This window comes from Nonomuraea sp. NPDC005983, assembly GCF_040614375.1.
Taxonomy (GTDB): domain Bacteria; phylum Actinomycetota; class Actinomycetes; order Streptosporangiales; family Streptosporangiaceae; genus Nonomuraea.
This window is the reverse complement of sequence record NZ_JBEXUP010000007.1, coordinates 66,855-88,589: the sequence shown is the minus strand read 5'-3', so window position 1 is coordinate 88,589 and position 21,735 is coordinate 66,855. Positions and strand designations below refer to the sequence as shown.

Below are 21,735 nucleotides of genomic sequence, written 5' to 3'. Positions count from 1 at the left end.
CATCTGTCGCCAGATGTATCCCGGCGCCGCCGGATCAGACTTGCGACAGACGCGGGCGCATCGGGCCTGGCCATAAGCTCACAGGGTTATGACGGTTCTTCGCGCGTGGTCACGCTCGCCGATGCTGCAGGACGCGGCGCTGTCCGCCATGCTGCTCGCGATCTGCGTGCTGGTCAACGACCCGAACGCGATCGTGGGCAAGACAGCGGGCACCCCCGTCGCCGGAGGGCAGGCCGTACAGCTCGCCCTGTGGTGGGTGGCGACGGCGCTCGCCGCCGCCGGGGTCGCGCTCCGCAGACGCCGGCCGCTCCCCATGCTCGCCGTCTGCATGCTCTCCGCCGCAGTGCACGTGGCCCAGGCCGCGCCTCTCATGCTCATCGATTTGAGCGTGCTGGTCCTGCTCTATACCGTCGCCACCCGCTACGCGCGGGTCGTCTCGCTCGCCCTCCTGGCCTGTCTGCTGCTTCTGGCCACCGGATGGAGCCTCTACGACGCGCGTCCGATACCTGGGCCATCCGATGTGCTCTCAACGGGCCCCGGCCTCGACAGCCCATCCGGGCCGAAAGAGGTCATGAGGGTCCATCGCCGGGCCTCGGCCGATACCTGGAGTGGCCTGTCCGTACTCGGCTCGGCTCTGGTCGCCTCCTGGGCGATCGGCTCCGGCACCCGCAACCGCCGCGCTTACCTCAAGGAACTCCATGCACACACCCAGGACCTCGAACGCGAGCGCGACCAGCAGGCCGCGCTCGCGGTGGCCGCCGAGCGCGCTCGGATCAGCCGAGAACTGCACGATGTCGTGGCCCACGGCCTGTCCCTCATGGTGATCCAGGCCCAGGGCGGCGCCGCCGCGCTCGACAGCCATCCCACCGACACCCGGGCCGCGTTGGAAGCGATCGTCGGCACCGGCCGCGACTCCCTCGCCGACATGCGACGCGTGCTCGCCGCAGTCGGCGAGGTGGACGACGCCTGGCATCCGCAACCCGGCCTCGCACACCTGTCCACCCTGCTCGCGCAGGTGAACAGGGCAGGCACGCCAGTAGGGCTGCGCGTCGAAGGCTCACCCGTGGCCCTGCCCGCGACAGTGGACCTCTCTGCCTACCGCATCGTGCAGGAGGCGCTGACCAACACCATGAAACACGCCGGAACGGGCGCCACCGCCAGCGTCGTCCTCACCTACCACGACGCGGAGATCGGCATCGAGATCAGCGATAACGGCCACGGCCGGGCCGGAGACACTGGCGGAGGTAACGGGCTGCGAGGCATGCACGAGCGCGTCAAACTGCTCGGTGGCACATTCGCAGCCGGCCCCGAACCTCAGGGCGGGTTCGCCGTACGGGCAGCGCTCCCGATCCAGGGACACACCGCATGATCCGCGTACTGCTCGCCGACGACCAGGCTCTCGTCCGTACCGGCTTTCGCATGATCCTGGACAACGCCCACGACATGCAGGTCGTCGGCGAGGCAGGCGACGGCGCGCAGGCCGCGGAGATGGCCCTCGAACTCCAGCCCGACATCGTGCTGATGGACGTTCGGATGCCCGAGGTCGACGGCGTCGAGGCGACCCGCCGCATCTGCACCGGCACCACCCGGATCCGGGTGCTGATCCTGACGACTTTCGACCTCGACGAGTACGTCTACGCCGCTCTCCGCGCCGGCGCCAGCGGGTTCCTCCTCAAGGACACCCTCGCGCCCGACCTCCTCTCGGCCATCCGCGTGGTCGCACGCGGCGATGCGGTCGTCGCGCCCAGCGTGACCCGCCGGCTCCTCGAACGATACGTCGGCATCGGCGCCGCCCCGGTCACCCCCAGAGCCGGCCTCGACGTCCTGACCGAACGCGAGCGCGAGGTGCTGAGCCTCATCGCCCGCGGCCTGTCCAACACCGAGATCGCCGAGTGCCTCTTCCTGTCCGAGGGCACCGTCAAAACCCACGTCAGCCGCGTGCTGGCCAAACTCGGCCTGCGTGACCGTGTCCAGGCCGTGGTCTTCGCCTACGAAAGCGGCCTGGTACGCACCGGAGCCACCTAACGATCTTTGGTACTTCGGGGTGGTAGAGCGGCGGGGGACACCGCCGGGAGGTGGGCGGCCGGCCGGCCCGCTACGGGATGGGCACGGATGTCGCTCAGCTGAAGAGGCATGGCGATGAGCGGCGGATGGCGACGCTGGTGGCCAGCGTGGCGCACCTGGAGGCGGGCGTCGACCGTCGCGGTGTCGCGTCCGAAGGACGTGGCCGAGCTGATCCGCGAGGCGGTCTGGGCGACCTCGGCCTGACGTACCGCCCGGCGGCACGCGCCCGGGTCAGGTGATGTGCCGCAGTAGTGCCGCGACCGCCGGCGGCACCTCTCCTCTGGGCCGGACGACCATGACCTTCCACCGCGGCGCGTGCTGGGCGAAGTGGTAGGTGGCCAGGTCCGGGAACCGCGCGGCGATCGACTCCGGCATGATGCAGACCCCCAGGTCGTGGCGGACGAGCTCGGACGCCGCCACGATGTCGTTCACCTCGAACGTGGTGGTCCGCTCGACCAGAGCCGCGCGAAACGCCTGGTCGACCGAGTGCCGGATCGCCCACCCTGGCGAGAAGTCCACCAGGGGCATGCGGGCCGCGTCGGCAAGCGTCACCGGCCCGGCCTTGGGGAGTTCACGCTCTGCCGCGGTCACCAGCACCATCTCCTCCCGCGACAGCAACCGGGTCACCAGGCCACGCTGCTGCTGACGGTCGAGCGCGACCACGGCCAGGTCCACCGTCCCGTCGCGCAGCGCCTGCCGGATATCGACGACGGCCGCCTGCCGCAGGCGGACCACGACGCCGGGGTGCTCCTTCCGCAGCCCCGCCAGCGCGCGGTGCAGGCTGGCCCAGACGCCCTGCATCGTGCCGACCGTGACTCGCCCGCGCAGCTCTCCCCGTACCCCGTCGACTGCGGCCCGCGCCTGCTCGGCCGCCCGAAGCGCCGCACGCGCCGCCGGCACGAACGCCTCACCCGCCGGGGTCAGGGACACGCGGTGAGTGGTGCGGTCGAACAGCGGGGCCCCCAGGTCGCGCTCCAGCGCGCGTACCGTGCTGGAGACGGCCGACTGGACGACATGCAGACGCTGAGCGGCCGCCGTGAACCCGCCCTCTTCGGCGACCGCGACGGCCACCTCCATCTGCCGCAGATCCAATCCACCCTCCCTCAGCCGACGGGGCGGCCATCTCTCCAAGAGATGACCTACTCCACGCATTATCGCCGACCAGGGCAGACCGCCGACGGCTCAGCCACATCTACGCAGCCGCTCAGCCCAGCGGTCCGATCGCGCTTGGGGAGCGTGAGGGGCCGGGACGCCTGTCGTCAAAGGGTGCCCCTGAAAGAAGCAGCCCGAGCCGGAAGACGCGAAGCGCCCTCCGGCGAGGACCCCGCTGTTGAGCGGGGCGCGGGCTCCGCACCCCAATCGAACACAGCCCGAGCCTGAAAGCGCCCCCCGGCGGGGGGCGCGTCGCGGTCAGGGCCAGTTGCGGGACGGGCGCAGGGAGACGCCGGAGCGGCCGTTGCCGTCCAGCTTGACGCCGAGGACCTGGTGCAGCTGAACCTTGTTGCGTTCGAAGCCGACGATGCAGCCCGCCATGTACAGCGCCCAGACACGGGCGGTGCCCATGCCGACCTCCTGTACCGCGTCCTCCCAGTTGGCGTCGAGGTTGTCGCACCAGTGCCTGAGGGTCTTGGCGTAGTGCTCCCTGAGGTTCTCCTGATGCCTGATCTCGAAGCCGAGGTCCTCCATCTGCCGCACCAGCCAGCCGACGGACTCGAGCTCGCCGTCGGGGAAGACGTACCGGTTGATGAAGCCGCCCTTGTTGAACGTCTTCTCGGTGCCGGTTGGTCTGGTGATGCAGTGGTTCAGGATGCGTCCGCCGGGCTTGAGCTTTCCGTACAGGAAGGAGAAGTACGACGGGACGTTGTCCTTGCCGATGTGCTCGGTGAGCCCGATGGAGCTGACGGCGTCGAAGCCCGTCTCCTTGACGTCGCGGTAGTCCATGAACCGGACCTCGGCGAGGTCCTGGAGCCCGGCGTCGATGATGGCCTGCTGCGCCCACTCGGCCTGCTGCTTGCTCAGCGTCACGCCGACGGCCTTGACGCCGTAGTGCTTGGCGGCGTGCATGACCATGCCGCCCCAGCCGCAGCCGACGTCGAGCAGCCGCATCCCGGGCTTGAGGTCGAGCTTGCGGGCCACCAGGTCGAACTTGGTGTACTGCGCCTCTTCCAGCGAGGACGTCTCCTCGGGGAAGGTGGCGCAGGTGTAGGCCATGGACGGTCCGAGCACCCACTCGTAGAAGCGGTTGGACACGTCGTAGTGGTGGTGGATGGCCTCGGCGTCGCGCTGCTTGGCGTGGCGGGAGCCGAGCCTGGCCAGCGCGCTCTGACGCATCTCCTGCGGAGGCGGCGGGACGCGCATGAGCAGCGGCTTGAGCCCGAGCGAGCGTACCGCGGCGACCTTCTCGGAGGTGGAGAGGTCGTTCATGGTGATGTTCCACATCCGGTCGAGCAGGGCGTACAAGTCGCCGTGCACGTCGATGTGGCCCGAGATGTAGGCCCGGGCCAGGCCGAGCTCACCGGGCGCCTGCGCCAGATAGGCGACCGCGATGGGCGACTTCACCTCGATCGCGAGGTCCGCCCCGTCGGGCCCCGCCTTGCTGCCGTCGTAGGCCATGAACGCGATGTTGGCGTCAGAACCGACGATTTTCTCAAAGATGGTTGCGAGTGCCACCTGTTCACCTTCCCCGCACACACTTGTCGTACAGGTCAAGCAGGCGTCCGTTCGGGTCGTATTCCCGCTTGACGGGCCAGTAGGCGTCGCCGTTGTACAGCTGCCAGAACTGCTCACGGGCGTAGAACGACGTCGAGTAGAGCGACTTGTGCCCGTCGAGGTCGTGGACGGAGTTCTCGATCAGCCGGTTGTAGTAGCCGTCGAACTGGCCGCGCGGCAGCGGAACCATGCCCCAGAAGCCGAAGTTGACGTACAGCCTGCCCGGCTCCAGCGGGTACAGCGGCCAGCTGGACGAGGAGCGCAGCGGGCACATCCACACCGGCGTCATGCCGACCTTGCGGTGGAAGAACTCCAGAAACTCGGCGCCGCGCTCGACCGGGGTCTCGACGTCCTGGATGACCGACTCCTGCACCGGCTGGCCGCGCCACCTGTCGACCCTGGCGGTCAGGCCGTACTGCCGGTCGAGTGCGACCAGCTTGCGGTAGACGTCGGAGCGCATCCAGCGGCGCGGCATCAGCGAGCGGACCACGGGCTGCTGCACGCCGAAGGCGCGCGAGCACCAGAACCAGTCGGTGTCCCAGCGCCACAGGTAGTCGCGGACGGTCAGCCAGTCGCGGTTGCGCTGCTGGATCGACCGGTAGTAGATCCGCATGCCGGTGTAGTCGGAGACGTACGGGGCGCGGTCGGCGAAGCGGCCGACCGTGATGTACATCTCCTCCGGGTCGAAGAACACCCCGTCGACGAAGTCGACCGGCTCGCCGTCGTGCTCCATGCTGTCGCAGATCTCCTGCATGGCCAGCATGCACTTGTCGGCGTCGGTGAACCTGACGTGCGTGAGCCGGACGTACGGCTGGACCTTGCGGAGCTTGATCCTGATGCGCAGCGCGTAGCCGAGCGTGCCGTACGAGTTGGGGAACGCCCTGAACAGGTCGCGGTGCTCGTTGTCGGCGCGGGCCACGATGACGCGGCCGTCGCCGGTGAGGATTTCGAGCTCCTCGACCGACTCGTGCGGCAGGCCGTCCCTGAAGCTGGTGGACTCGATGCCGAGCCCCGTGACGGCGCCCCCGAGCGTGATGGTCTTCAGCTGGGGCACCACGTACGGCATGAGCCCGTGCGGCAGCGTGGCGTCGACCAGCCGCTCGTAGGTCGTCATGCCCTGGACCTCGGCCGTCATCGTCTCCGGGTCGACGCTGATGACCTCGTCGAGGTCCCTGGCGGACAGCTTGGCCGTCTTGCCGGAGTCGCGGAATCTGAAGAGGTTGGACGTCGCCTTGGCGAGCCGGGGCGCGGCGTCGCCGGGAATCTCGGCGTACGACTGCCGGATCTGCTCTACTGCCCGTCGGTGTGTCGACATCGACGTCGTCACCTAAGCACCCCCTTGAGCTGGTAGAGATCGTCGCGTAAGACGGTATCCCCCAGCGGGGAAGTCGACCAGACCGGGGTCGTTAAAGACACGAAAACTGTTTATCGTGCCAGGTGAAACGCTTACGCGGAAGGCGAATCCGAAAATCTCCTACAGATCATCGGGGAAACGCCGTTCAGCACGTTGGCCACCTCGCGGCCGTCGAGGGCCGCCGTGAGGTTCTCCATGACGGCCCCCAGCAAGCGCCCGGTCGCCTCCGGCGTGACCCCCGCGACGTGCGGAGACAGCAGAACTCTTGGCAGCTCGCGCAGCGGGTCACCGCCCGGCAGGGGCTCGGTCTCGAACACGTCCAGCGCGGCTCCGGCGAGGTGTCCGGAGGCGAGGGCGGCGGCCAGCGCGCGCTGGTCCACGACGCCACCTCTGGCGGCGTTGACGAGCAGCGCGCCCTGCTTCAGCCGTCCGGGGTCGACGAGGCCGCGGGTCTCGTCCGACAGCGCGATCACCACGACCACCACGTCCGAGGAGTCCAGCAGCGTCGGCAGGTCGGTGTAGCCGGGGTCCTCGCGCGGGGTGCGCGTCCAGTACGACACCTGGCAGCCGAACGCCCTGAACAGGCTGGCGCACGCGGCGCCGATAGGGCCGTAACCGACGATGCCGACGTTCTGGCCGTGCAGCTCGCGCGGCTGGAGGCCCTGCTGCGGCCACTCCCCCGCGCGGACGGCGGCGTCGGCGGCGCCCAGCCTGCGCGTCAGCGACAGCGCCGCGGCGACGCACCACTCCGACACCGCGACGGCGCTGACGCCGGCCGTGTTGGCCAGCGGCACGCCCGCCGCGGCGAGCGCCGCGGAGTCGTGGCCGTCGACGCCCACCGACGGCTGCTGCACGAACGCCAGGCGCGGGGCGGCCGCCACCGCCGCCGCGTCGAGCGCGAGCAGCCCCGACCAGTCGCCCAGGACGATCTCCGCCTCGGGCAGCGCGTCGAGCAGCGCCGCCCGGTGGCGGGAGGCGGGCACCCGCACGTCCACCCGGTCACCGAGCGGAGCGAGCAGGCCGCGTAGCAGTTCCTCGGGGAGGGGCGGCAGGGCGAGCAGGTTCCAGGGGGTCATGCCTTGACCGTAAAGCTGCCGATCACCTGCCGCATCAGCGAGGCGTTGCGACGCCACTGCGTCTCGGCGACGGTCCAGGACAGGATGTAGGCGGTCTGGCCGACCGTGATCGCGCGCTGCACCTCGTGGTAGCGCTGGCCGCTCACGGCCCATGGCGTGTCGCCGCCGGTTCCGGCGGTGTAGGTGAACTCCCACTCCACGGCCTTGGCGCCCTGGTGGTTGACCGCCCCGCGGCGGACGACGCGCAGGTCGGGGGCGTTCTGCCGGAGCGACTCCTCCGCGTCGCGGGTGATCTGGTGCGGGTCGAGCGTGGCGTAGACCTCCTCGACGCCGAGGTGGCCGGTCCTGTCGGGCCGCGTCCACTCGGTGTAGGAATCCTTGCGGGCGCCCCTCCAGCCGGTGGGCCGGACGATCGCCCAGCCGTCGGGCGACTTCCACGCCCGCACGAGCGGCACCACCCTGCTCGGTGTGGGGGTGGGCGTGGGAGTCCGGCTGGCGGTCGGCGTCGCGCTGGGCAGCGGGCTGGTGGCGGCGGCCGGCTGCGCGACGGGCGGCGTGCTGCTGCCCTGCGCGGGCGAGCTGAGCTTGAGATAGGTGACGCCGCCCGCCGCGACCACCACCGCCGCCACCGCGGCGGCGAGCAGCACGCGGCTCCCGCGGCGCTGTTTCGGCGGGGCCGGTTCCGGGTCCATGGGCGGGGCCTTGACGGCGATGATGTCGGAGAGCAGCCGGTCGGCCTCCTCCGCCGTCACCCGCTCGTGCGCCTCCTTACGCAGCAGCCCCTTCAGAATCGGATGCATGATCGGAGGGATCCTGCGGTAGTCCGGCTCCTCGTTGAGCAGGGCGTTGAGCGTGGCCATGGGTTCGCCGCGCTCGAACGGCGAGCGCCCGACCAGGGTGGCGAAGAGCGTCGCGCCGAGCGACCACAGGTCGGAGGCCGGGCCCGCCTCGGCGGCGCGCACCCGCTCGGGAGCGAGGAAGCTCGGCGAGCCGGTCACCATGCCGGTCTTGGTGAGCGACGGGTCGCCCTCGGCGGTGGCGATGCCGAAGTCGGTGAGCACGGCCCGGCCGTCGTCGGTGAGCAGGATGTTGCTCGGCTTGACGTCGCGGTGCAGGATCCCGCTCTCGTGGGCGGCGCGCAGCGCCGACAGCACCTGCCTGCCGACGTCGGCCGCCTGCCGCACCGGGAGGGCGCCGGTGGTGGCCACGACCTCCTCGATGGAGGGATGCCGCACCAGCTCCATGATGATCCAGGGACGGCCGTCCTCCTCGACGACGTCGTAGACCGCCACGACCGACGGGTGGTTCAACCTGGCCGCCGTGCGGGCCTCGCGGGCGGTGCGGAGCAACTGGCGTTCTTGCTCGGCGGGCGGCACCCCTGGCGGCAACAGCACTTCCTTGACCGCGATGGGCCGGTTGAGGAGGGTGTCGTAGCCCTCCCAGACCACCCCCATGCCTCCACGGCCCAGTTCGCGCTGTAACTGGTACCGCTGGGCGATCAGCCTATTGCTCTCCGAAACCATGTCCAACCCCTGTAGAAGCCCCGAACAGTGGGCAAGTTTCCCATACCTCACTCCGCTGTGGCGGGTGGTCGGCAAGGCGGCTTGCCACAGCTCACCGAATGTTGTTCTACTGGGGCGGACTCGCCAGCTAAGGAGATCCCATGTCTGAAGCGCGGCAGGGGCCGCTGTCCGGGGTACGGGTGCTGGAGCTCGCGGGGCTCGCACCTGGGCCGTTCGCTGGGATGATGCTCGCCGACCACGGCGCCGACGTGCTGCGGATCGACCGCGTGCAGGCCGTCTCCGACAGGCCCCGCACGGACGTCATGGACCGCGGCAAGCACACGATCGGCCTGGACCTGAAGTCGCCGGAGGGCGTGGCGGCCTTCAAGAAGCTGGCCGAGAACGCCGACGTCGTCATCGAGGTGTTCAGACCCGGCGTGGCCGAACGGCTCGGCATCGGCCCCGACGACCTGCACGCGGTGAACGAGCGCCTGGTCTACGGCCGGATGACCGGCTGGGGCCAGGACGGCCCGCTCGCCCCGACCGCCGGGCACGACATCGACTACCTCGCCATCTCCGGAGTGCTGTCGATGCTCGGCCGCGAGGGCGGCAAGCCCACTCCGCCGATCAACATCCTGGGCGACTTCGCCGGCGGCGGCCTCATGCTCGCGTACGGCGTGCTGCTCGCCCTGTTCGAACGCGAACGAACCGGCAGGGGCAAGGTGGTCGACGCCGCCATGGTGGACGGTGCCGCGCTGCTGTTCTCGATGTTCTACCACGGCGTGCAGAGCGGCGCGTGGGGCCCGCGCGGCACCAACCTGCTCGACACGGGCGCGCCCCAGTACGACACCTACGAGACCGCCGACGGCGAGTACGTGGCGGTCGGCTCGCTGGAACCCCGGTTCTGGGACGCGATGGTGACCAGGATGGGCCTGACCGACCTTCCGGACCGGCACGACAGGAAGCAGTGGCCCACGCTGAAGTCCCGGCTCGCCGAGGCGTTCAGGTCGCGGACCCGCGCCGAGTGGGAGGCCGTGTTCGACGGCTCGGACGCGTGCGTGTCGCCGGTCCTCTCGATGCCCGAGGCGGTCACGCACCCGCACAACGTCGCCAGGGGCGCCTTCGTCCAGGTCGGCGACTTCCACCAGCCGCTGCCCGCCCCTCGGCTGTCCGGCGCGCCGGAGCCGGACCTCTCCCCGGCCACCCGGCTGGACGACCTGACGTCCTGGGGCCTGCCGCCGGAGGAGTCGGAGAAGCTGCGCTCGCAGGGCGTGCTGGCCTGACGTGCTGACCTGACGTGCTGACCTGATGGAGGCTATGGCGGGTTCCGCGGCGTCCGAGCCGCTCTGGCGCGGGTGAACTGGTCGTCGAAGCGGCGCGGGAACGGCAGCATGCGGTGCTTGTGCCGGTACGGCGCGGCCTGCCGCACCACGTTGAACCCGGCCGCCGAGACGATCCGCTCGGCGGCCTCGAACAGCGGCCAGGCCGGGTAGGCGGCCAGATGGGTCACGTCGTCGGGCAGCCCTGGCGGTGCGGCGGGCGACACCAGCACCAGCCTCGGGCTGACGCCCTCCAGAGCGGCCGTCTCGCGGGCGTAGCCGAGCAGCTCGGCGATCTCGCCCGGCGGCCCCGAATGGACGACGAGCCACTCTCCGGGGGCCTCGGCGGGCGGGGCCGGCGGGTCGACCAGGGTGAGCGGCAGGACCTCGTCCGACACCTCGCAGAGGTAGGCCAGGTGCGGCTCGCTCACCGGCTCCATCAGGTACGTCGTGGCGAACCGCAGCGGGCGGGCGGGCAGGAGCGGGCGGTAGGCGTCCCAGCGCAGCAGCCGGGCCAGGTGGACGGTCCTGGTGCCCGGCGGGGCCGTGGACGCGTCCAGCTCGCCGTCCAGCCCGGCGGGGAAGGCGTCCACGACGAACGGGGACCCGGGCTCCGGCCTGACGCCGATCGTGGCGGGCTCGCCGCGGTGCAGGGTGTGCAGGAAGGCGCGGACGCGAGTGAGATGGCCCAGGCCGCCGCCCCGCGCATAACAGACGATCACGCGACCTCACGGACCATCCGGCAGGCGCTCATGCGGAACTCAGGGCAGGCGCTCATCCGACCTCACGGACCATCCGGCAGGCGCTCATGCGGAGCTCGGGGCAGGCGCTCATCCGACCTCGCGGAACACCCGCAGGTAGCCGTCGGTCTCCGCCGACACCGTGAAGTCCCTGCGCACCCGTTCGGCCGCCGCCGTGCCGAGCTTGGCGAGCTGGTCATCGGTGGCCCGCGCGGCCCGGTCCACGGCCGCGCGGCACTCGTGCGGGTCGCCCGCGCGGAAGCGGAAGCCGATCTCGTCGTCGACCAGGTCGCCGAGCCCGCCCGCGTCGGACGCGAGCAGCGGCACGCCCAGGGCGGCCGCCTCCAGCGCGACGTTCGGCAGGCCGTCGTAGAACGACGGCAGCGCCACCAGGTCGCACGCGGCGTAGAGCGCCGGCAGCTCGTAGCGGTCGAGGAACGGCAGCCTGGTGTGCTCGAGCGGCACCTCCAGGTCGGCCTCCAGCTCGCCGACGAGCAGCAGGTGGAACTGCGCCGCGTGCCCCGAGGCGGCCAGCGCGTCGAGCAGGAAGCCGACGCCCTTCTTGTTCTTGAGCTGCCCGATCAGGCCGATCGTCCGCTTGCCCGCCGCCGCCCGCCTGGCCTGCCCCGACGCGCGTTCCGACGGCAGGATCTGCCAGCTGGACGTGTCGATGCCGTTGGCCACCCAGCGCACCTCGGCGCCCGGCGCCAGGGCCGACACCAGCGGCGCGTGCGACGAGGCCACCACGCACACCCTCGCCGAAGCGCGCAACGCCTCGAGCAGCGCGCTCCGGCGACGCAGGGAGAACACGCCGGTGTCGAAGTCGTTGCCGCGCAGCAGCGTCACCAGCGGGGCGCCCAGCCACGCCGACAGGACCGGCGCGGCGAGCATCGCGTACGTGCCGCCGAACGCCACCACGTGCGTGTAGGACTCGCCCGACAGGACGGTCCACAGCCTGCGTAGCGCGTGCTCCGGATTGTCCTCCAGCGGCACGGTCAGCAGCCGCCCGCGGTGCTCGCCGGCGACCTGCCACGGCCTGGCGCGCCTGGTCAGGTGCGCGACGTCGGTCTCGACGCCCGCGTTGCGCAGGCCGCGGACGATCCTGTCGCACGACTCGGCCATCCCGCCCCTGCTCGGCGGGTAGTGCTCGGTGATCCACAGCAGCCGCATCAGCTGTCCACGAAGTCGCGGTCGTCGCCGTCGCCGAAGTCGCTCTCGCCGAAGTCGCCCTGGTCGTCGGGGTCGAAGGCGCCCCTGTCGTAGTCGTCGAAGGTCGCGTACCAGGTGGGGTCGGAGTAGGTCGAGGCGCTGCTGTGGTAGTGGTGGGCGCGGAAGCCGCTCGTCCAGAACGGGTCGTACGGCGAGCCGTAGCCCTGGGCGGTGGCGCACTCCGGGCAGAGGCCGCCCGGCGCCACGTGCCGGTCGCAGATCGGCCTGCCGCAGCCGGCGCAGCCCGCCACCGACGGCCTGCCGCACCGGCCGAGCACGAAGAAGCCGGTGCTCACCAGGCACGGGGTCATGAGGTCCTCCTGGTCCACCTGAACAGCTCGGTCGCCACCGTCATGATCAGCGGTAACTGATCGCGCTCCGAGGGCACGGGCAGCTTGGCGCCGGCCCTGATCACGGTCTTGGCCCCGGGACGGACCTTCACCTGGATCCACGGCGGCGGCGGGCCGCCCGGCTGCGAGGCCGCCTGGTTCTTCGCCAGCGAACGGGTGGTCTGGACGCGCTGGACGGACTTGGTCTTGGTCTTGACCTTGCGCTTCCCGCGCGGGTTGACCTTGACCACGCGTCGGTGCCTGACATGGTCGGTGACGCTCAGTTCGAGCAGGCCGCCGTCGCGCAACTCGGAGCGGGCGCGCAGCCACGGGTCGCGCACCCACCACTCCCGCACGCTGCGCACCGGACGCAGGACGGGCAGCTCGCGCGGCGGGCTCGCCTTGCCGGGCACGTCGTGGCCGCGCAGGTCGGCGTCGATGGCGACGGTGCCTCTGCCCGCGTCCTCGCACAGCACCCGGATCAGCGGCACGAGCACGCTCTCGGTGCGTGCGGGCAGCCGCCACTTGCGCCTGCGGACCAGCGCGTCGTGCCGCGAGAGGCTGGCCAGCAGCGCCTCCCACTCCGCCCTGGGGAGGGTGGCCGACAGCGTGTGCTGCCAGATCAGGGCCTGGTGCAGCGGGTGGAACTGGGCGATGGCCGCCCGGGTCTTCCGCCAGAACATGGCTGGAACCCTACACACGCCGGTAGACGGCGGCGAGCCTCGCTCGGGACTCGGACCAGCTCGGCACCCGCACCCTCGCCCGCTCCGCCATCGCCTCCGCCGCCTCCGGATACTCCAGCATGATCCTGATGGCCCGCGCCAGCTCGGCGGGCCGGTCGGGCGCGACCAGCCGTCCGTCGTCGCCGAGGATCTCCCGGACGACGGGCAGGTCGGACGCCACGACCGCAGTGCCCGCGGCCATCGACTCCAGGATCTTCAGCGGGGCGCAGCCCTGCTCCAGGTTGCGCGGGCAGGCGGTGAGCGGGGCGACCGACACCTCCGCGCCGGCCAGCCAGTCGGCCACCTCGTGGTGGGGCAGCGTGAACCGCCACTCGACCCGCTCGGCCACGCCGAGCCGTTCGGCCAGCCGCCGCAGCGGCCTGGCGCGCCGCTCGGGCACCGACGAGCAGATCACCAGCCGCAGCCAGTCCAGGTCGGCCAGCCTGGCGAAGGCCCGCAACAGCACGTCCACCCCCTGCCAGCGCTGCAGGGCCCCGACGTAGACGACGTACCGCCCCACCCCCGCCGGACCGGCCGCCTCGCCATCGCCTGCCCCGAGCCCCACCGGGCCGGGTGCCTCGACGCTGGGCGCGCTCGGCGGGGCGCCCTCCCCCGCTTCCATTGGCGCGCCGTCGCGAAGGTGCACGACCGGGTCGGCGGCGTTGGGGACGAGGTGGATCCTGTCCGGATCTATGCCGTACCGGCGAACGCAGTCCGCGATGACGCGGGAGGGGACCACGATGGCGTCGGCGCCCGCCAGGCAGTGCGCCTCCAGGTCCCTGAGCTTGGCCAGGGTGGCGGGCGCGGCGTGCGGCCAGGTGTGCGGCAGCTCGATCGACGGCAGCCCGTTGACCTCGTACACCACCTTGTGCCGGTCCCCGAGCGCGGGCAGCGCGCTCCACGGGTCGCGCACGTGGACCAGCTCCAGCGTGCCGAGGTGCGGCGCGAGGTGCCGGGCGACCCAGTGTGAGTACGCCTCGGCCCGGTCGATCAGGTTGGGGATCTGCTCGTCGAACCGGGCGATCAGCACGTCGCCCTCCCGCTGGTATCGCGGCAGCCCGCCGCCGCCCAGCACCCCCAGCAGCCCCCCGCCGTACCCATGGAACAACTCAGCCGCCATCTGCCCGATGTGGACGGCGGACCCCTTGCTAGAAGGAAAGCGGTCGAAGGCGAAGTACGCGGCACGCACGGCGCGGAGTCTAGTGAAGGACGCCCTCGTAGGCCGAGTAGTCCTTCAACGCGATCGAGTCGTGCAGCCGCACGCCCTTGCTGCTCAGCTTGGTCGCGGCCCTGGTCAGCCCGGCGGGCAGCAGGTTGACCAGCCGCACCCCCTGGGTCAGGGCCCACAGGTCGGCGCGGCTGCCGGGCACGATCCGCTTGGCGGTCCCGACGGCGAACGCGCGGCCGCGCCGGACGTAGTCGCCGAGCTCCGCCTCGTAGGAGGGGAAGGCCCGCGCGTGATCGCCGCCGTACGCGGCCAGCTCTCCCGCCAGGACGTACGCCCCCACGACGGCCAGGCTGGTGCTGCCGCCCACCGCCGGACCCGGGCAGTAGCCCGCGTCGCCGACGAGCGTGACCCGCCCGCGCGACCAGGTGTCCATGCGCAACTGGGTGATCGAGTCGAAGTAGAAGGCGGGCGTGCCGTCGAGCTCGTCCAGCAGCCGGGGCACCTGCCAGCCCAGCCCGGCGAACCTCTCGCGCAGCAGCTCCTTCTGCCGCGGGACGTCCCGGTAGTGGTAGTCGAGCTGCTCCGGCGTCCTGAACAGGAAGAGCGCCCGCGCGTCCGGCAGGTGGGCGGCGCTGTAGAGCCCGGCCATGCGGTCGACCCCGGCGACTCCCACCATCCGCTGGTCGAGCCCGAGAAAGTCGGGGACGGACACGACGGCCAGGTAGGCGCCGATCCAGGCGGAGAAACGCGACTCCGGCCCGAAGACCAGCCGCCGGACGTTCGAGTGCAGCCCGTCGGCCCCGATCACCAGGTCGAACCGGCGGGCCGGGCCGCGCTCGAAGGTCACCTCGCCGTCGTCGGAGATCGACGTGATCGAGTCGCCGAAGACGTACTCCACGTGGTCGCGGGTGGCGTCGTAGAGGATCTCGCTGAGGTCGTCCCGCATGATCTCGACGTGGCGGTCGGAGATGGCCGTGAACACCCTGCGGAGCTCCAGCTCCACGGGGCGGTCCTCGCCCTCCCTGTACATGGTGAGCCAGTCGGTGCCCGTCTTCCTGTCCAGGATCCGGTCGACCACACCCATCTTCTCGACGATGTCCATCGCGGGCCTGAACAGGTCGATCGCGTGCCCGCCCGTCTTGCGGAGCGTGGGGGCCCGTTCGACGACGGTGACCGTGAACCCGTACCTGTCGAGCCAGTACGCCAGGGCAGGTCCGGCGACGCTGGCGCCGGAGATGAGGATCCGCATGGCTGGCACTTCCTTACTTAACGGATGGTAAGTCGGTTCTACAGCATCGCACAAGGACTTACTTAACGATAGGTAAGGGATAGGCTGGTGTCGTGGCCAGGCAGACAGACACCAAGGCGCGCATCCAGGCGGTGGCGCGCGAGCTGTTCGTCCAGCAGGGCGTGCAGAACACCAGTCTGCGCCAGATCTCCGACCGGCTCGGCATCACCAAGCCCGCCCTCTACTACCACTTCGCCTCACGCGACGACCTGGTGCGGAGCATCGTCCAGCCGATGGTCGAGGACGTGGAGCGCTTCGTGGCGAGGCGCGAGCCCGGCGACCCCCGCAAGCTGCTGGAAGACTACTTCGACCTGATCTGGCGGCATCGCGAGGTCATCGTCATGGTGGTGCGGGAGATGTCCACGCTGGCCTACCTCGACCTGGGCGAGCGCATGTTCGACTGGCGGCGGCGGCTCATCACGCTGCTGCTCGGCGAGGAGATCACGCAGGCGGCGCACATCCGCGCGACGGTGGCGCTCGGCGGAATGGCCGACTGCACGGTGGAGTACGCCCACCTGCCGCTGGACGAGGTCAAGGACGTGGCCGTCGAGGCGGCCGCGGCCGCACTGAGACTCCCCGGCCCCGCCTAGAGGGCCTGTACGGCGGATCTTGTGACCGTCGTGGTCTCGGATCGTTGGCATGGTCGTGGGGCGGGGAGATCCGACGAACGCAGAGCGGGTTCGACTCAGGCCACATCCCGGCGCTGGCGTCGATGCCGGCGACGACCGCACCGCGGTCGCGCAGTGCAGCCGACAGGGGGCCTGAGCCGCAGCCGGCGTCCAGGATCCGGCGGCCGGCCACATCTCCGGCGAGGGCTGACATCGCTGGCCGCTGCTTCAGACAGTGCTGCTTCAGACAGTGCTGCTTCAGACGGCGATGTAGAGGTCGGCGCCGTCCCTGTGGTGCACCTCGAGGTCGGTGGTGAACGCGCGGCCGGGGGCGGCGCCCGACTCGGTGTGACCCCACACCTGCTGCCACGCCTCCACGATCGCCTGCGGCAGCTGCCCCCGCGCCTCGATCCGCAGCGACTTGGCCGCGGGCACCCGTACCGCCACCATCCCCTCGGGCAGCCTCGGCACCGTCCGCACGCCGATGCCGACGATCTGGGTGTACGCGCCGTTGTGGTCGCTCTCGTAGTCGGTCAGGACGGCGTACAGGTTCTCGTCGAGGCGTCCGGGCACGTGCGCGAACGCCCCCGGCGCGCCCGCCCGCTGCCATAGCGCGGGCAGCTTGGCCCTGGCCGGATCTCTCTCCTCGGCGTTCGTGGTGCGCACGGCGAAGCCGACCACCGTCAGCTCGTCGCGGTCTGTGACCTCCACAGGTCCTCCATCCCCCATAAGTTTCCCGGCCGATCATAAGGCCACCAGAAACGGGAAACCCCCCATGACCTGTCAGCACATAAGATGGACGAACGTGAAGTTTCTTAATGGCCTGGAGCCTCAGTACGACCTGACCTACAGCGACGTGTTCATGGTCCCGTCGCGGTCCTCGGTCGGTTCCCGGCTCGAAGTCGATCTCTCGACGCACGACGGCACGGGCACCACCATCCCCGTCGTCGTGGCCAACATGACCGCGGTCGCCGGGCGCAGGATGGCCGAGACCGTGGCCAGGCGTGGCGGCATCACCGTGATCCCGCAGGACATTCCCATCGACGTGGTGACCGACGTGGTCGACTGGGTCAAGAAGCGCGATCTCGTCCACGACACCCCGCTCACGCTCACCCCGCACGACACCGTCGGCGAGGCCCTGCAGCTGCTGCCCAAGCGCGCGCACGGCGCGGTCATCGTGGTCGACTGGGAGAACCGGCCGGTCGGCGTCGTGACCGACGCCGACTGCCAGGGCGTGGACATGTACACGCAGCTCTCCCAGGTGATGTCGAGCGAGCTGCTGACGCTGCCCGCCGGGCTGGAGCCGCGCCAGGCGTTCGACCGGTTGCACGAGGGACGTCACCGCCTCGCCCCCATCGTCGACGGCGACGGCCGTCTGGTCGGCATACTGACCAGGACGGGCGCCCTGCGCGCCACCCTCTACCGTCCAGCGCTCGACGCCCGGGGCAGGCTGCGCATCGCGGCGGCCGTGGGCGTGAACGGTGACGTGACAGCCAAGGCCAAGGAACTGCTGGAGGCCGGGGTTGACTGTCTGGTGGTCGACACCGCGCACGGGCACCAGGAGAAGATGCTCTCGGCGCTGCGGGCCGTACGCGCGCTCGCCCCGGGCGTCCCCCTCGCTGCCGGAAATGTCGTGACAGCTCAGGGCGTGCGGGATCTGGTGGACGCCGGCGCCGACATCCTCAAGGTCGGCGTCGGCCCCGGCGCCATGTGCACCACCCGGATGATGACCGGCGTGGGGCGTCCGCAGTTCTCCGCAGTCCTGGAGTGCGCCACCGAGGCGCGTCGGCTCGGCCGGCACGTCTGGGCCGACGGCGGCGTCCGCCACCCGCGCGATGTCGCGCTCGCGCTGGCGGCGGGAGCGGCCAACGTGATGATCGGCTCCTGGTTCGCCGGGACGTACGAGTCGCCCGGCGACACCCGCACCGACGCCGACGGGCGCAAGTACAAGGAGAACTTCGGGATGGCGTCCGCGCGGGCGGTGCGGCTGCGGACCGTCGACGACAGCGCGTTCGAACGGGCCAGGAAGGCGCTGTTCGAGGAGGGCATCTCAACCTCGCGCATGTACCTGGACCCGCAACGTCCCAGCGTGGAGGACCAGATCGACGCGATCGTGGCCGGGCTGCGCTCCTCCTGCACATACGCGGGGGCGGGGAACCTGGAGGAGTTCCATGAGCGCGCGGTGGTCGGCATCCAGAGCTCGTCCGGCTACACCGAGGGCATGCCTCTCCACCAGAGCTGGTGACCCCGGGCGGCCCAGCGGCGGACCCGCACGTGCTCCGCGACGCGCCCGGTGAGCAGGATGTCGTCGGGAGAAAGGGCCGCCATGGACGATGACGATATCCCGACCGCATAGAGTCGTCGGGTCCATTCACATCGTCCACAGGAGCACTTCGTGGCACTCGAAAAGCCGGAGATCGACTTCCCAGGAGGCAACCCGCCCGCCGACCTGGAGATCGTCGACATCACCGAGGGCACCGGGCCCGAGGCCAAGCCCGGCCAGAACGTCAGCGTCCACTACGTGGGTGTCGCCTTCTCCACCGGCGAGGAGTTCGACGCGTCCTGGAACCGCAACCAGCCCTTCGAGTTCCCGCTGGGCGGCGGCAGGGTCATCGCGGGCTGGGACCGCGGCGTGGCGGGGATGAAGGTGGGTGGCCGGCGCCAGCTGATCATCCCGCCGCACCTGGGCTACGGCAACCGCGGCGCGGGCGCCCGCATCAAGCCGGGCGAGACCCTCATCTTCGTGGTCGACCTCCTCGGCGTCAGCTGAACCCGCGGGCGGGCCCACCCCGGCCTCCACGGCCCGGGCCCGCCACCGCCAGGCAGCTCACCGGGCGACCGCACCGATCCAGCAAGCCCAGGCCGAGACGCGCTGTTACGGCGAACAGCCACGTGACGCGGCGGCACGCCGTCGACACGGACTGACCGCCCGGCGGCCGGACAGGAAAGAATGTACGAAATCTCGGCGAGGTGAGGCACGATAGGCGTGTGCTACTGATCGACGTGGTCCGGGTCTCCGAGGCGGTGACGCGGACGTCCGCCAGGCTCGGCAAGGTCGGCCACCTCGCCGAGTTGCTCGGCCGGGTCGGCCCCGACGAGGCGGAGATCGCCATCTCCTACCTGTCGGGCGAGCTGCCGCAGCGCCAGATCGGCGTGGGCTGGCGCACCCTGCAGGAGCTTCCCGAGCCTAAGCTGATCGCCACCGCCACGCTCACCGCCGTCGACGAGCAACTCACCCGCATCAAGGCGATCTCCGGGCAGGGCTCGCAGGCGGCACGCAAGAGCGCCGTCACCCAGCTGTTCGCCGGTCTCACCAGCCAGGAGCAGTCGTTCATGCTCCGCCTGCTCGGCGGCGAGCTGCGTCAGGGCGCGCTCGACGGCGTGATGATCGAGGCGATCGCCAAGGCGTCAGGGGCGCCGTCGGCGGACGTCCGGAAGGCGCTGACGCTGCGTGGTTGGCTGCCCGCGGTCGGGGCTGCGGCGCTGGCCGGCGGGGTGGAGGCGCTGCACGCGTTCCGGCTCGAGGTCGGGCGGGCGGTCTCCCCCATGCTCGCGGGCAGCGCGCCGAACGTCGCCGCCGCGCTGGAGAAGGCCGGCGCGCCCGCGGCTCTGGAGTGGAAGCTCGACGGCGTGCGGGTCCAGGCGCACCGCTCGGGTGATGAGGTGAAGGTGTTCACCCGCACCCTCGACGACATCACCGCGCAGGTGCCCGAGCTGGTCGAGGCGGTGCGGGGGCTGCCGTCCGGCGATCTGGTGCTCGACGGCGAGGTGCTCGCGCTGCGTCCCGACGGCCGCCCGCACCCGTTCCAGGTGACGGCCGGCCGCGCCACCAGCCGGACCAACGTGTCGCGGCTGCGCGAGGAGACTCCGCTGAGCGTCTTCTTCTTCGACGCGCTGCGCGTCGACGGCGCCGACCTGCTCGACCTGCCCTACTCCCAGCGCCAGGAGGTGCTCGCGCGGACGATCCCGCAGGCCCTGCTGACGCCTCGGCTCGTCACGTCCGACGTGGCGGAGGCGGAGAAGTTCTTCACCGACGTGGTCAGGGCCGGGCACGAGGGGCTGGTCGTCAAGTCCCTGGCGTCGCCGTACGCGGCGGGCCGCAGGGGCGCCGGGTGGATCAAGGTGAAGCCGCGGCACACGCTCGACCTGGTCGTCCTGGCCGCCGAATGGGGTCACGGCCGCCGTCAGGGCAAGCTGTCCAACCTCCACCTGGGGGCGCGCGACACCGAGGGCGGCGGCTTCGTCATGCTCGGCAAGACCTTCAAGGGGCTGACGGACGAGCTGCTGGCCTGGCAGACAGAGCGCTTCCTGGAGCTGGCCGACGGGCCGACAGAGGAGTGGATGGTGCGGCTCCGTCCCGAACTGGTGGTGGAGATCGCCTTCGACGGGGTGCAGCGCTCGCCCCGCTACCCGGGCGGGATGGCGCTGCGTTTCGCGCGCGTCCTGCGCTATCGCCCGGACAAGCGTCCCCAGGACGCCGACACGGTGGAAACCGTCCGCTCCCTCATGCTCTAGACGAGCGTCGCGGCGCCTCCGCGAGAGAGCGCGATCTTCACGAGCCATACGCATGCGGTATGGAGGTCGTCGTTTTACCAGAATCCGGTAGATCCACGGCGTACCGTGGGAGCTCTGGGCAATCTTGTTACTTAAGTGATAATATGTCACTGAATGTTCCTTTAACTTGCCTTTGCCTGCAGTTTGTCCCGTATTGTCCACGTCTCGAGGGCTCCCCCGCCCTCGTTCTCGGGAACGGCCGACGCACGCCCCCACTCCTGTCCCCGTCCTGGCCTTCCCTGTCCTGTCCCCTAACAAGGACCGTGGTTCCCTTGGGCCAGCACTCCCGCAAACCGTTCCGTCCCAATCCGACCGAGCGCGCGACAGGTCATTCCAAGCGCCGATGGGTCACCGTCGCGGCCGGCGCCGCCGTCGTCGCGGCCGCGTCCACCACCGCCTGGGCCGCCGTCGCCAACGACGCCCCCAGGTCGACGACGACAATGGACCTCGCCGCCCCCTCCCCCGCGACCCCCGAACCGTCCACCCCGGCACCCACCAGCTCGGGGACGCCCAGCCCTGCGTCCACGCCTGACACGACCCCGTCCGCTGCCTCCAAGCCCAAGCCGTCCTCCGCGCCCAGGACGTCCTCCGCCCCCAACCCTCCGAACGGAGCCCTGCCGAAGACCGTCAAGACGGAGCAGGCGCGGGCGCCCAAGAAGAGCGAGCCAGCCAAGCCGAAGACCCGCGTCCTGTCGTCGGGCACCTGCGGCGCCTCCTACTACGACGAGGGCCAGATGACGGCCAGCGGCGAGCGCTTCGACCCGTCAGCGATGACGGCGGCCCACAAGTCCCTGCCGATGGGCAGCAGGGTCCGTGTCACCAACCCGTCCAGCGGCGAGTCGGTCACGGTCCGCATCAACGACCGCGGCCCGTTCGTCGGCGGCCGCTGCCTGGACCTCTCCGCAGCCGCGTTCAAGGCCATCGGCAGCATCAGCGCGGGCGTCATGACGGTCAGGTACGAGGTCCTCGCCCGCTGACATCCCTTGAACCGCAGCACAACGCCCAACGCCACCCCCTGAACGCACAAGCACAGCGTCCGACGCCGCCGCGCCCCCCGAATGGCACAGACACGACGTCCAACGGCGGTCAGGAT

21 protein-coding genes and 1 pseudogene are annotated in these 21,735 nt (G+C 71.0%); 9 read left to right on the top strand and 13 right to left on the bottom strand.

All coding sequences use genetic code 11. The annotated features are described in order from the left end of the window. Nucleotides 1–88 precede the first annotated feature (88 nt). The 3 genes from ABZ297_RS06020 (at nt 89) to ABZ297_RS06010 (ending at nt 2,303) form a co-directional block, all read left to right on the top strand. Nucleotides 89–1,369 (top strand): histidine kinase, encoded by a 1,281-nt coding sequence (locus tag ABZ297_RS06020; protein ID WP_355340099.1) that lies wholly within the window; start codon nt 89–91, stop codon nt 1,367–1,369. Beyond that, complete coding sequence (locus ABZ297_RS06015; protein WP_355340096.1) at nt 1,366–2,025, top strand: response regulator transcription factor; 660 nt, start codon at nt 1,366–1,368, stop codon at nt 2,023–2,025. The genes ABZ297_RS06020 and ABZ297_RS06015 overlap by 4 nt, the downstream gene beginning before the upstream one ends. A 125-nt stretch (nt 2,026–2,150) precedes the next feature. Beyond that, on the top strand, nt 2,151–2,303 hold the full coding sequence (locus tag ABZ297_RS06010) for a hypothetical protein (protein ID WP_355340093.1): 153 nt from the start codon (nt 2,151–2,153) through the stop codon (nt 2,301–2,303). Here the strand turns inward: ABZ297_RS06010 and ABZ297_RS06005 are convergent. The 5 genes from ABZ297_RS06005 to ABZ297_RS05985 form a co-directional block, all read right to left on the bottom strand. After that, complete coding sequence (locus ABZ297_RS06005) at nt 2,296–3,156, bottom strand: LysR family transcriptional regulator (RefSeq protein ID WP_355340090.1); 861 nt, start codon at nt 3,154–3,156, stop codon at nt 2,296–2,298. The two genes, ABZ297_RS06010 and ABZ297_RS06005, sit on opposite strands and share 8 nt — an antisense overlap. Nucleotides 3,157–3,474: 318 nt before the next feature. Further along, nucleotides 3,475–4,734 (bottom strand): cyclopropane-fatty-acyl-phospholipid synthase family protein, encoded by a 1,260-nt coding sequence (locus ABZ297_RS06000; protein WP_355340087.1) that lies wholly within the window; start codon nt 4,732–4,734, stop codon nt 3,475–3,477. Between the two features lie 4 nt (nt 4,735–4,738). Beyond that, a complete protein-coding gene (locus ABZ297_RS05995) occupies nt 4,739–6,088 on the bottom strand; it encodes an FAD-binding oxidoreductase (protein ID WP_355340084.1) in 1,350 nt (449 codons plus the stop codon). 131 nt (nt 6,089–6,219) lie between these two features. Continuing rightward, the gene (locus ABZ297_RS05990; RefSeq protein WP_355340081.1) at nt 6,220–7,203 is read right to left on the bottom strand and encodes an NAD(P)-dependent oxidoreductase; all 984 of its coding nucleotides are present in this window, start codon (nt 7,201–7,203) and stop codon (nt 6,220–6,222) included. Further along, a complete protein-coding gene (locus tag ABZ297_RS05985; protein WP_355340078.1) occupies nt 7,200–8,726 on the bottom strand; it encodes a serine/threonine-protein kinase in 1,527 nt (508 codons plus the stop codon). Before ABZ297_RS05985 ends, ABZ297_RS05990 begins: the two co-directional genes overlap by 4 nt. A gap of 140 nt (nt 8,727–8,866) precedes the next feature. On the opposite strand from ABZ297_RS05985, the gene ABZ297_RS05980 reads away from it, so the two are divergent. Next, nucleotides 8,867–9,988, top strand: coding sequence for a CaiB/BaiF CoA-transferase family protein (locus ABZ297_RS05980; RefSeq protein WP_355340075.1), 1,122 nt, complete (start codon nt 8,867–8,869; stop codon nt 9,986–9,988). A gap of 32 nt (nt 9,989–10,020) precedes the next feature. Here the strand turns inward: ABZ297_RS05980 and ABZ297_RS05975 are convergent, their stop codons facing one another. The 6 genes from ABZ297_RS05975 to ABZ297_RS05950 form a co-directional block, all read right to left on the bottom strand. After that, the gene (locus tag ABZ297_RS05975) at nt 10,021–10,746 is read right to left on the bottom strand and encodes a hypothetical protein (protein WP_355340072.1); all 726 of its coding nucleotides are present in this window, start codon (nt 10,744–10,746) and stop codon (nt 10,021–10,023) included. 108 nt (nt 10,747–10,854) lie between these two features. Continuing rightward, nucleotides 10,855–11,934: a glycosyltransferase family 4 protein gene (locus tag ABZ297_RS05970; RefSeq protein ID WP_355340069.1), complete on the bottom strand. Its 1,080-nt coding sequence runs from the start codon at nt 11,932–11,934 to the stop codon at nt 10,855–10,857. Beyond that, nucleotides 11,934–12,284 carry a hypothetical protein gene (locus tag ABZ297_RS05965; RefSeq protein ID WP_355340066.1) on the bottom strand — a complete coding sequence of 117 codons (351 nt, stop codon included), beginning with the start codon at nt 12,282–12,284 and terminating at the stop codon, nt 11,934–11,936. Before ABZ297_RS05965 ends, ABZ297_RS05970 begins: the two co-directional genes overlap by 1 nt. Then, entirely contained in the window at nt 12,281–12,985 is a 705-nt protein-coding gene (locus ABZ297_RS05960) for a hypothetical protein (RefSeq protein WP_355340063.1), read from the bottom strand. Before ABZ297_RS05960 ends, ABZ297_RS05965 begins: the two co-directional genes overlap by 4 nt. 10 nt (nt 12,986–12,995) lie before the next feature. Further along, nucleotides 12,996–14,213: a glycosyltransferase gene (locus ABZ297_RS05955; protein ID WP_355340060.1), complete on the bottom strand. Its 1,218-nt coding sequence runs from the start codon at nt 14,211–14,213 to the stop codon at nt 12,996–12,998. A gap of 10 nt (nt 14,214–14,223) precedes the next feature. Then, nucleotides 14,224–15,441: an FAD-dependent monooxygenase gene (locus ABZ297_RS05950; protein ID WP_355340057.1), complete on the bottom strand. Its 1,218-nt coding sequence runs from the start codon at nt 15,439–15,441 to the stop codon at nt 14,224–14,226. 92 nt (nt 15,442–15,533) lie between these two features. Between ABZ297_RS05950 and ABZ297_RS05945 the strand changes: the two genes are divergently transcribed. After that, entirely contained in the window at nt 15,534–16,070 is a 537-nt protein-coding gene (locus tag ABZ297_RS05945; protein WP_355340054.1) for a helix-turn-helix domain-containing protein, read from the top strand. Nucleotides 16,071–16,173: 103 nt separating this feature from the next. Here ABZ297_RS05945 and ABZ297_RS05940 read toward each other — a convergent pair. Both ABZ297_RS05940 and ABZ297_RS05935 read right to left on the bottom strand, forming a co-directional pair. Then, nucleotides 16,174–16,314: pseudogene (locus ABZ297_RS05940) on the bottom strand (methyltransferase domain-containing protein); the annotation flags it as partial. Between the two features lie 32 nt (nt 16,315–16,346). Continuing rightward, nucleotides 16,347–16,799 carry a GyrI-like domain-containing protein gene (locus ABZ297_RS05935; protein ID WP_355340051.1) on the bottom strand — a complete coding sequence of 151 codons (453 nt, stop codon included), beginning with the start codon at nt 16,797–16,799 and terminating at the stop codon, nt 16,347–16,349. A 94-nt stretch (nt 16,800–16,893) separates the two neighbouring features. On the opposite strand from ABZ297_RS05935, the gene ABZ297_RS05930 reads away from it, so the two are divergent. The 4 genes from ABZ297_RS05930 (at nt 16,894) to ABZ297_RS05915 (ending at nt 21,619) form a co-directional block, all read left to right on the top strand. Then, on the top strand, nt 16,894–18,333 hold the full coding sequence (locus ABZ297_RS05930) for a GuaB1 family IMP dehydrogenase-related protein (protein ID WP_355340048.1): 1,440 nt from the start codon (nt 16,894–16,896) through the stop codon (nt 18,331–18,333). 150 nt (nt 18,334–18,483) lie between these two features. Beyond that, the gene (locus tag ABZ297_RS05925; RefSeq protein ID WP_355340045.1) at nt 18,484–18,858 is read left to right on the top strand and encodes an FKBP-type peptidyl-prolyl cis-trans isomerase; all 375 of its coding nucleotides are present in this window, start codon (nt 18,484–18,486) and stop codon (nt 18,856–18,858) included. A gap of 218 nt (nt 18,859–19,076) precedes the next feature. After that, a complete protein-coding gene (locus tag ABZ297_RS05920; protein WP_355340042.1) occupies nt 19,077–20,603 on the top strand; it encodes an ATP-dependent DNA ligase in 1,527 nt (508 codons plus the stop codon). Nucleotides 20,604–20,914: 311 nt separating this feature from the next. Continuing rightward, complete coding sequence (locus ABZ297_RS05915; protein WP_355340039.1) at nt 20,915–21,619, top strand: septal ring lytic transglycosylase RlpA family protein; 705 nt, start codon at nt 20,915–20,917, stop codon at nt 21,617–21,619. The last annotated feature ends 116 nt before the right edge of the window (nt 21,620–21,735 follow it).

Excerpts from the sequence above, each read along its gene's own strand:
- ABZ297_RS06020 (WP_355340099.1), top strand. The coding sequence starts at position 89 with ATGACGGTTCTTCGCGCGTGGTCACGCTCGCCGATGCTGCAGGACGCG.
- ABZ297_RS06015 (WP_355340096.1), top strand. The coding sequence starts at position 1,366 with ATGATCCGCGTACTGCTCGCCGACGACCAGGCTCTCGTCCGTACCGGC.
- ABZ297_RS06010 (WP_355340093.1), top strand. The coding sequence starts at position 2,151 with ATGGCGACGCTGGTGGCCAGCGTGGCGCACCTGGAGGCGGGCGTCGAC.
- ABZ297_RS05995 (WP_355340084.1), bottom strand. The coding sequence starts at position 6,088 with ATGTCGACACACCGACGGGCAGTAGAGCAGATCCGGCAGTCGTACGCC.
- ABZ297_RS05990 (WP_355340081.1), bottom strand. The coding sequence starts at position 7,203 with ATGACCCCCTGGAACCTGCTCGCCCTGCCGCCCCTCCCCGAGGAACTG.
- ABZ297_RS05985 (WP_355340078.1), bottom strand. The coding sequence starts at position 8,726 with ATGGTTTCGGAGAGCAATAGGCTGATCGCCCAGCGGTACCAGTTACAG.
- ABZ297_RS05980 (WP_355340075.1), top strand. The coding sequence starts at position 8,867 with ATGTCTGAAGCGCGGCAGGGGCCGCTGTCCGGGGTACGGGTGCTGGAG.
- ABZ297_RS05970 (WP_355340069.1), bottom strand. The coding sequence starts at position 11,934 with ATGCGGCTGCTGTGGATCACCGAGCACTACCCGCCGAGCAGGGGCGGG.
- ABZ297_RS05965 (WP_355340066.1), bottom strand. The coding sequence starts at position 12,284 with ATGACCCCGTGCCTGGTGAGCACCGGCTTCTTCGTGCTCGGCCGGTGC.
- ABZ297_RS05960 (WP_355340063.1), bottom strand. The coding sequence starts at position 12,985 with ATGTTCTGGCGGAAGACCCGGGCGGCCATCGCCCAGTTCCACCCGCTG.
- ABZ297_RS05950 (WP_355340057.1), bottom strand. The coding sequence starts at position 15,441 with ATGCGGATCCTCATCTCCGGCGCCAGCGTCGCCGGACCTGCCCTGGCG.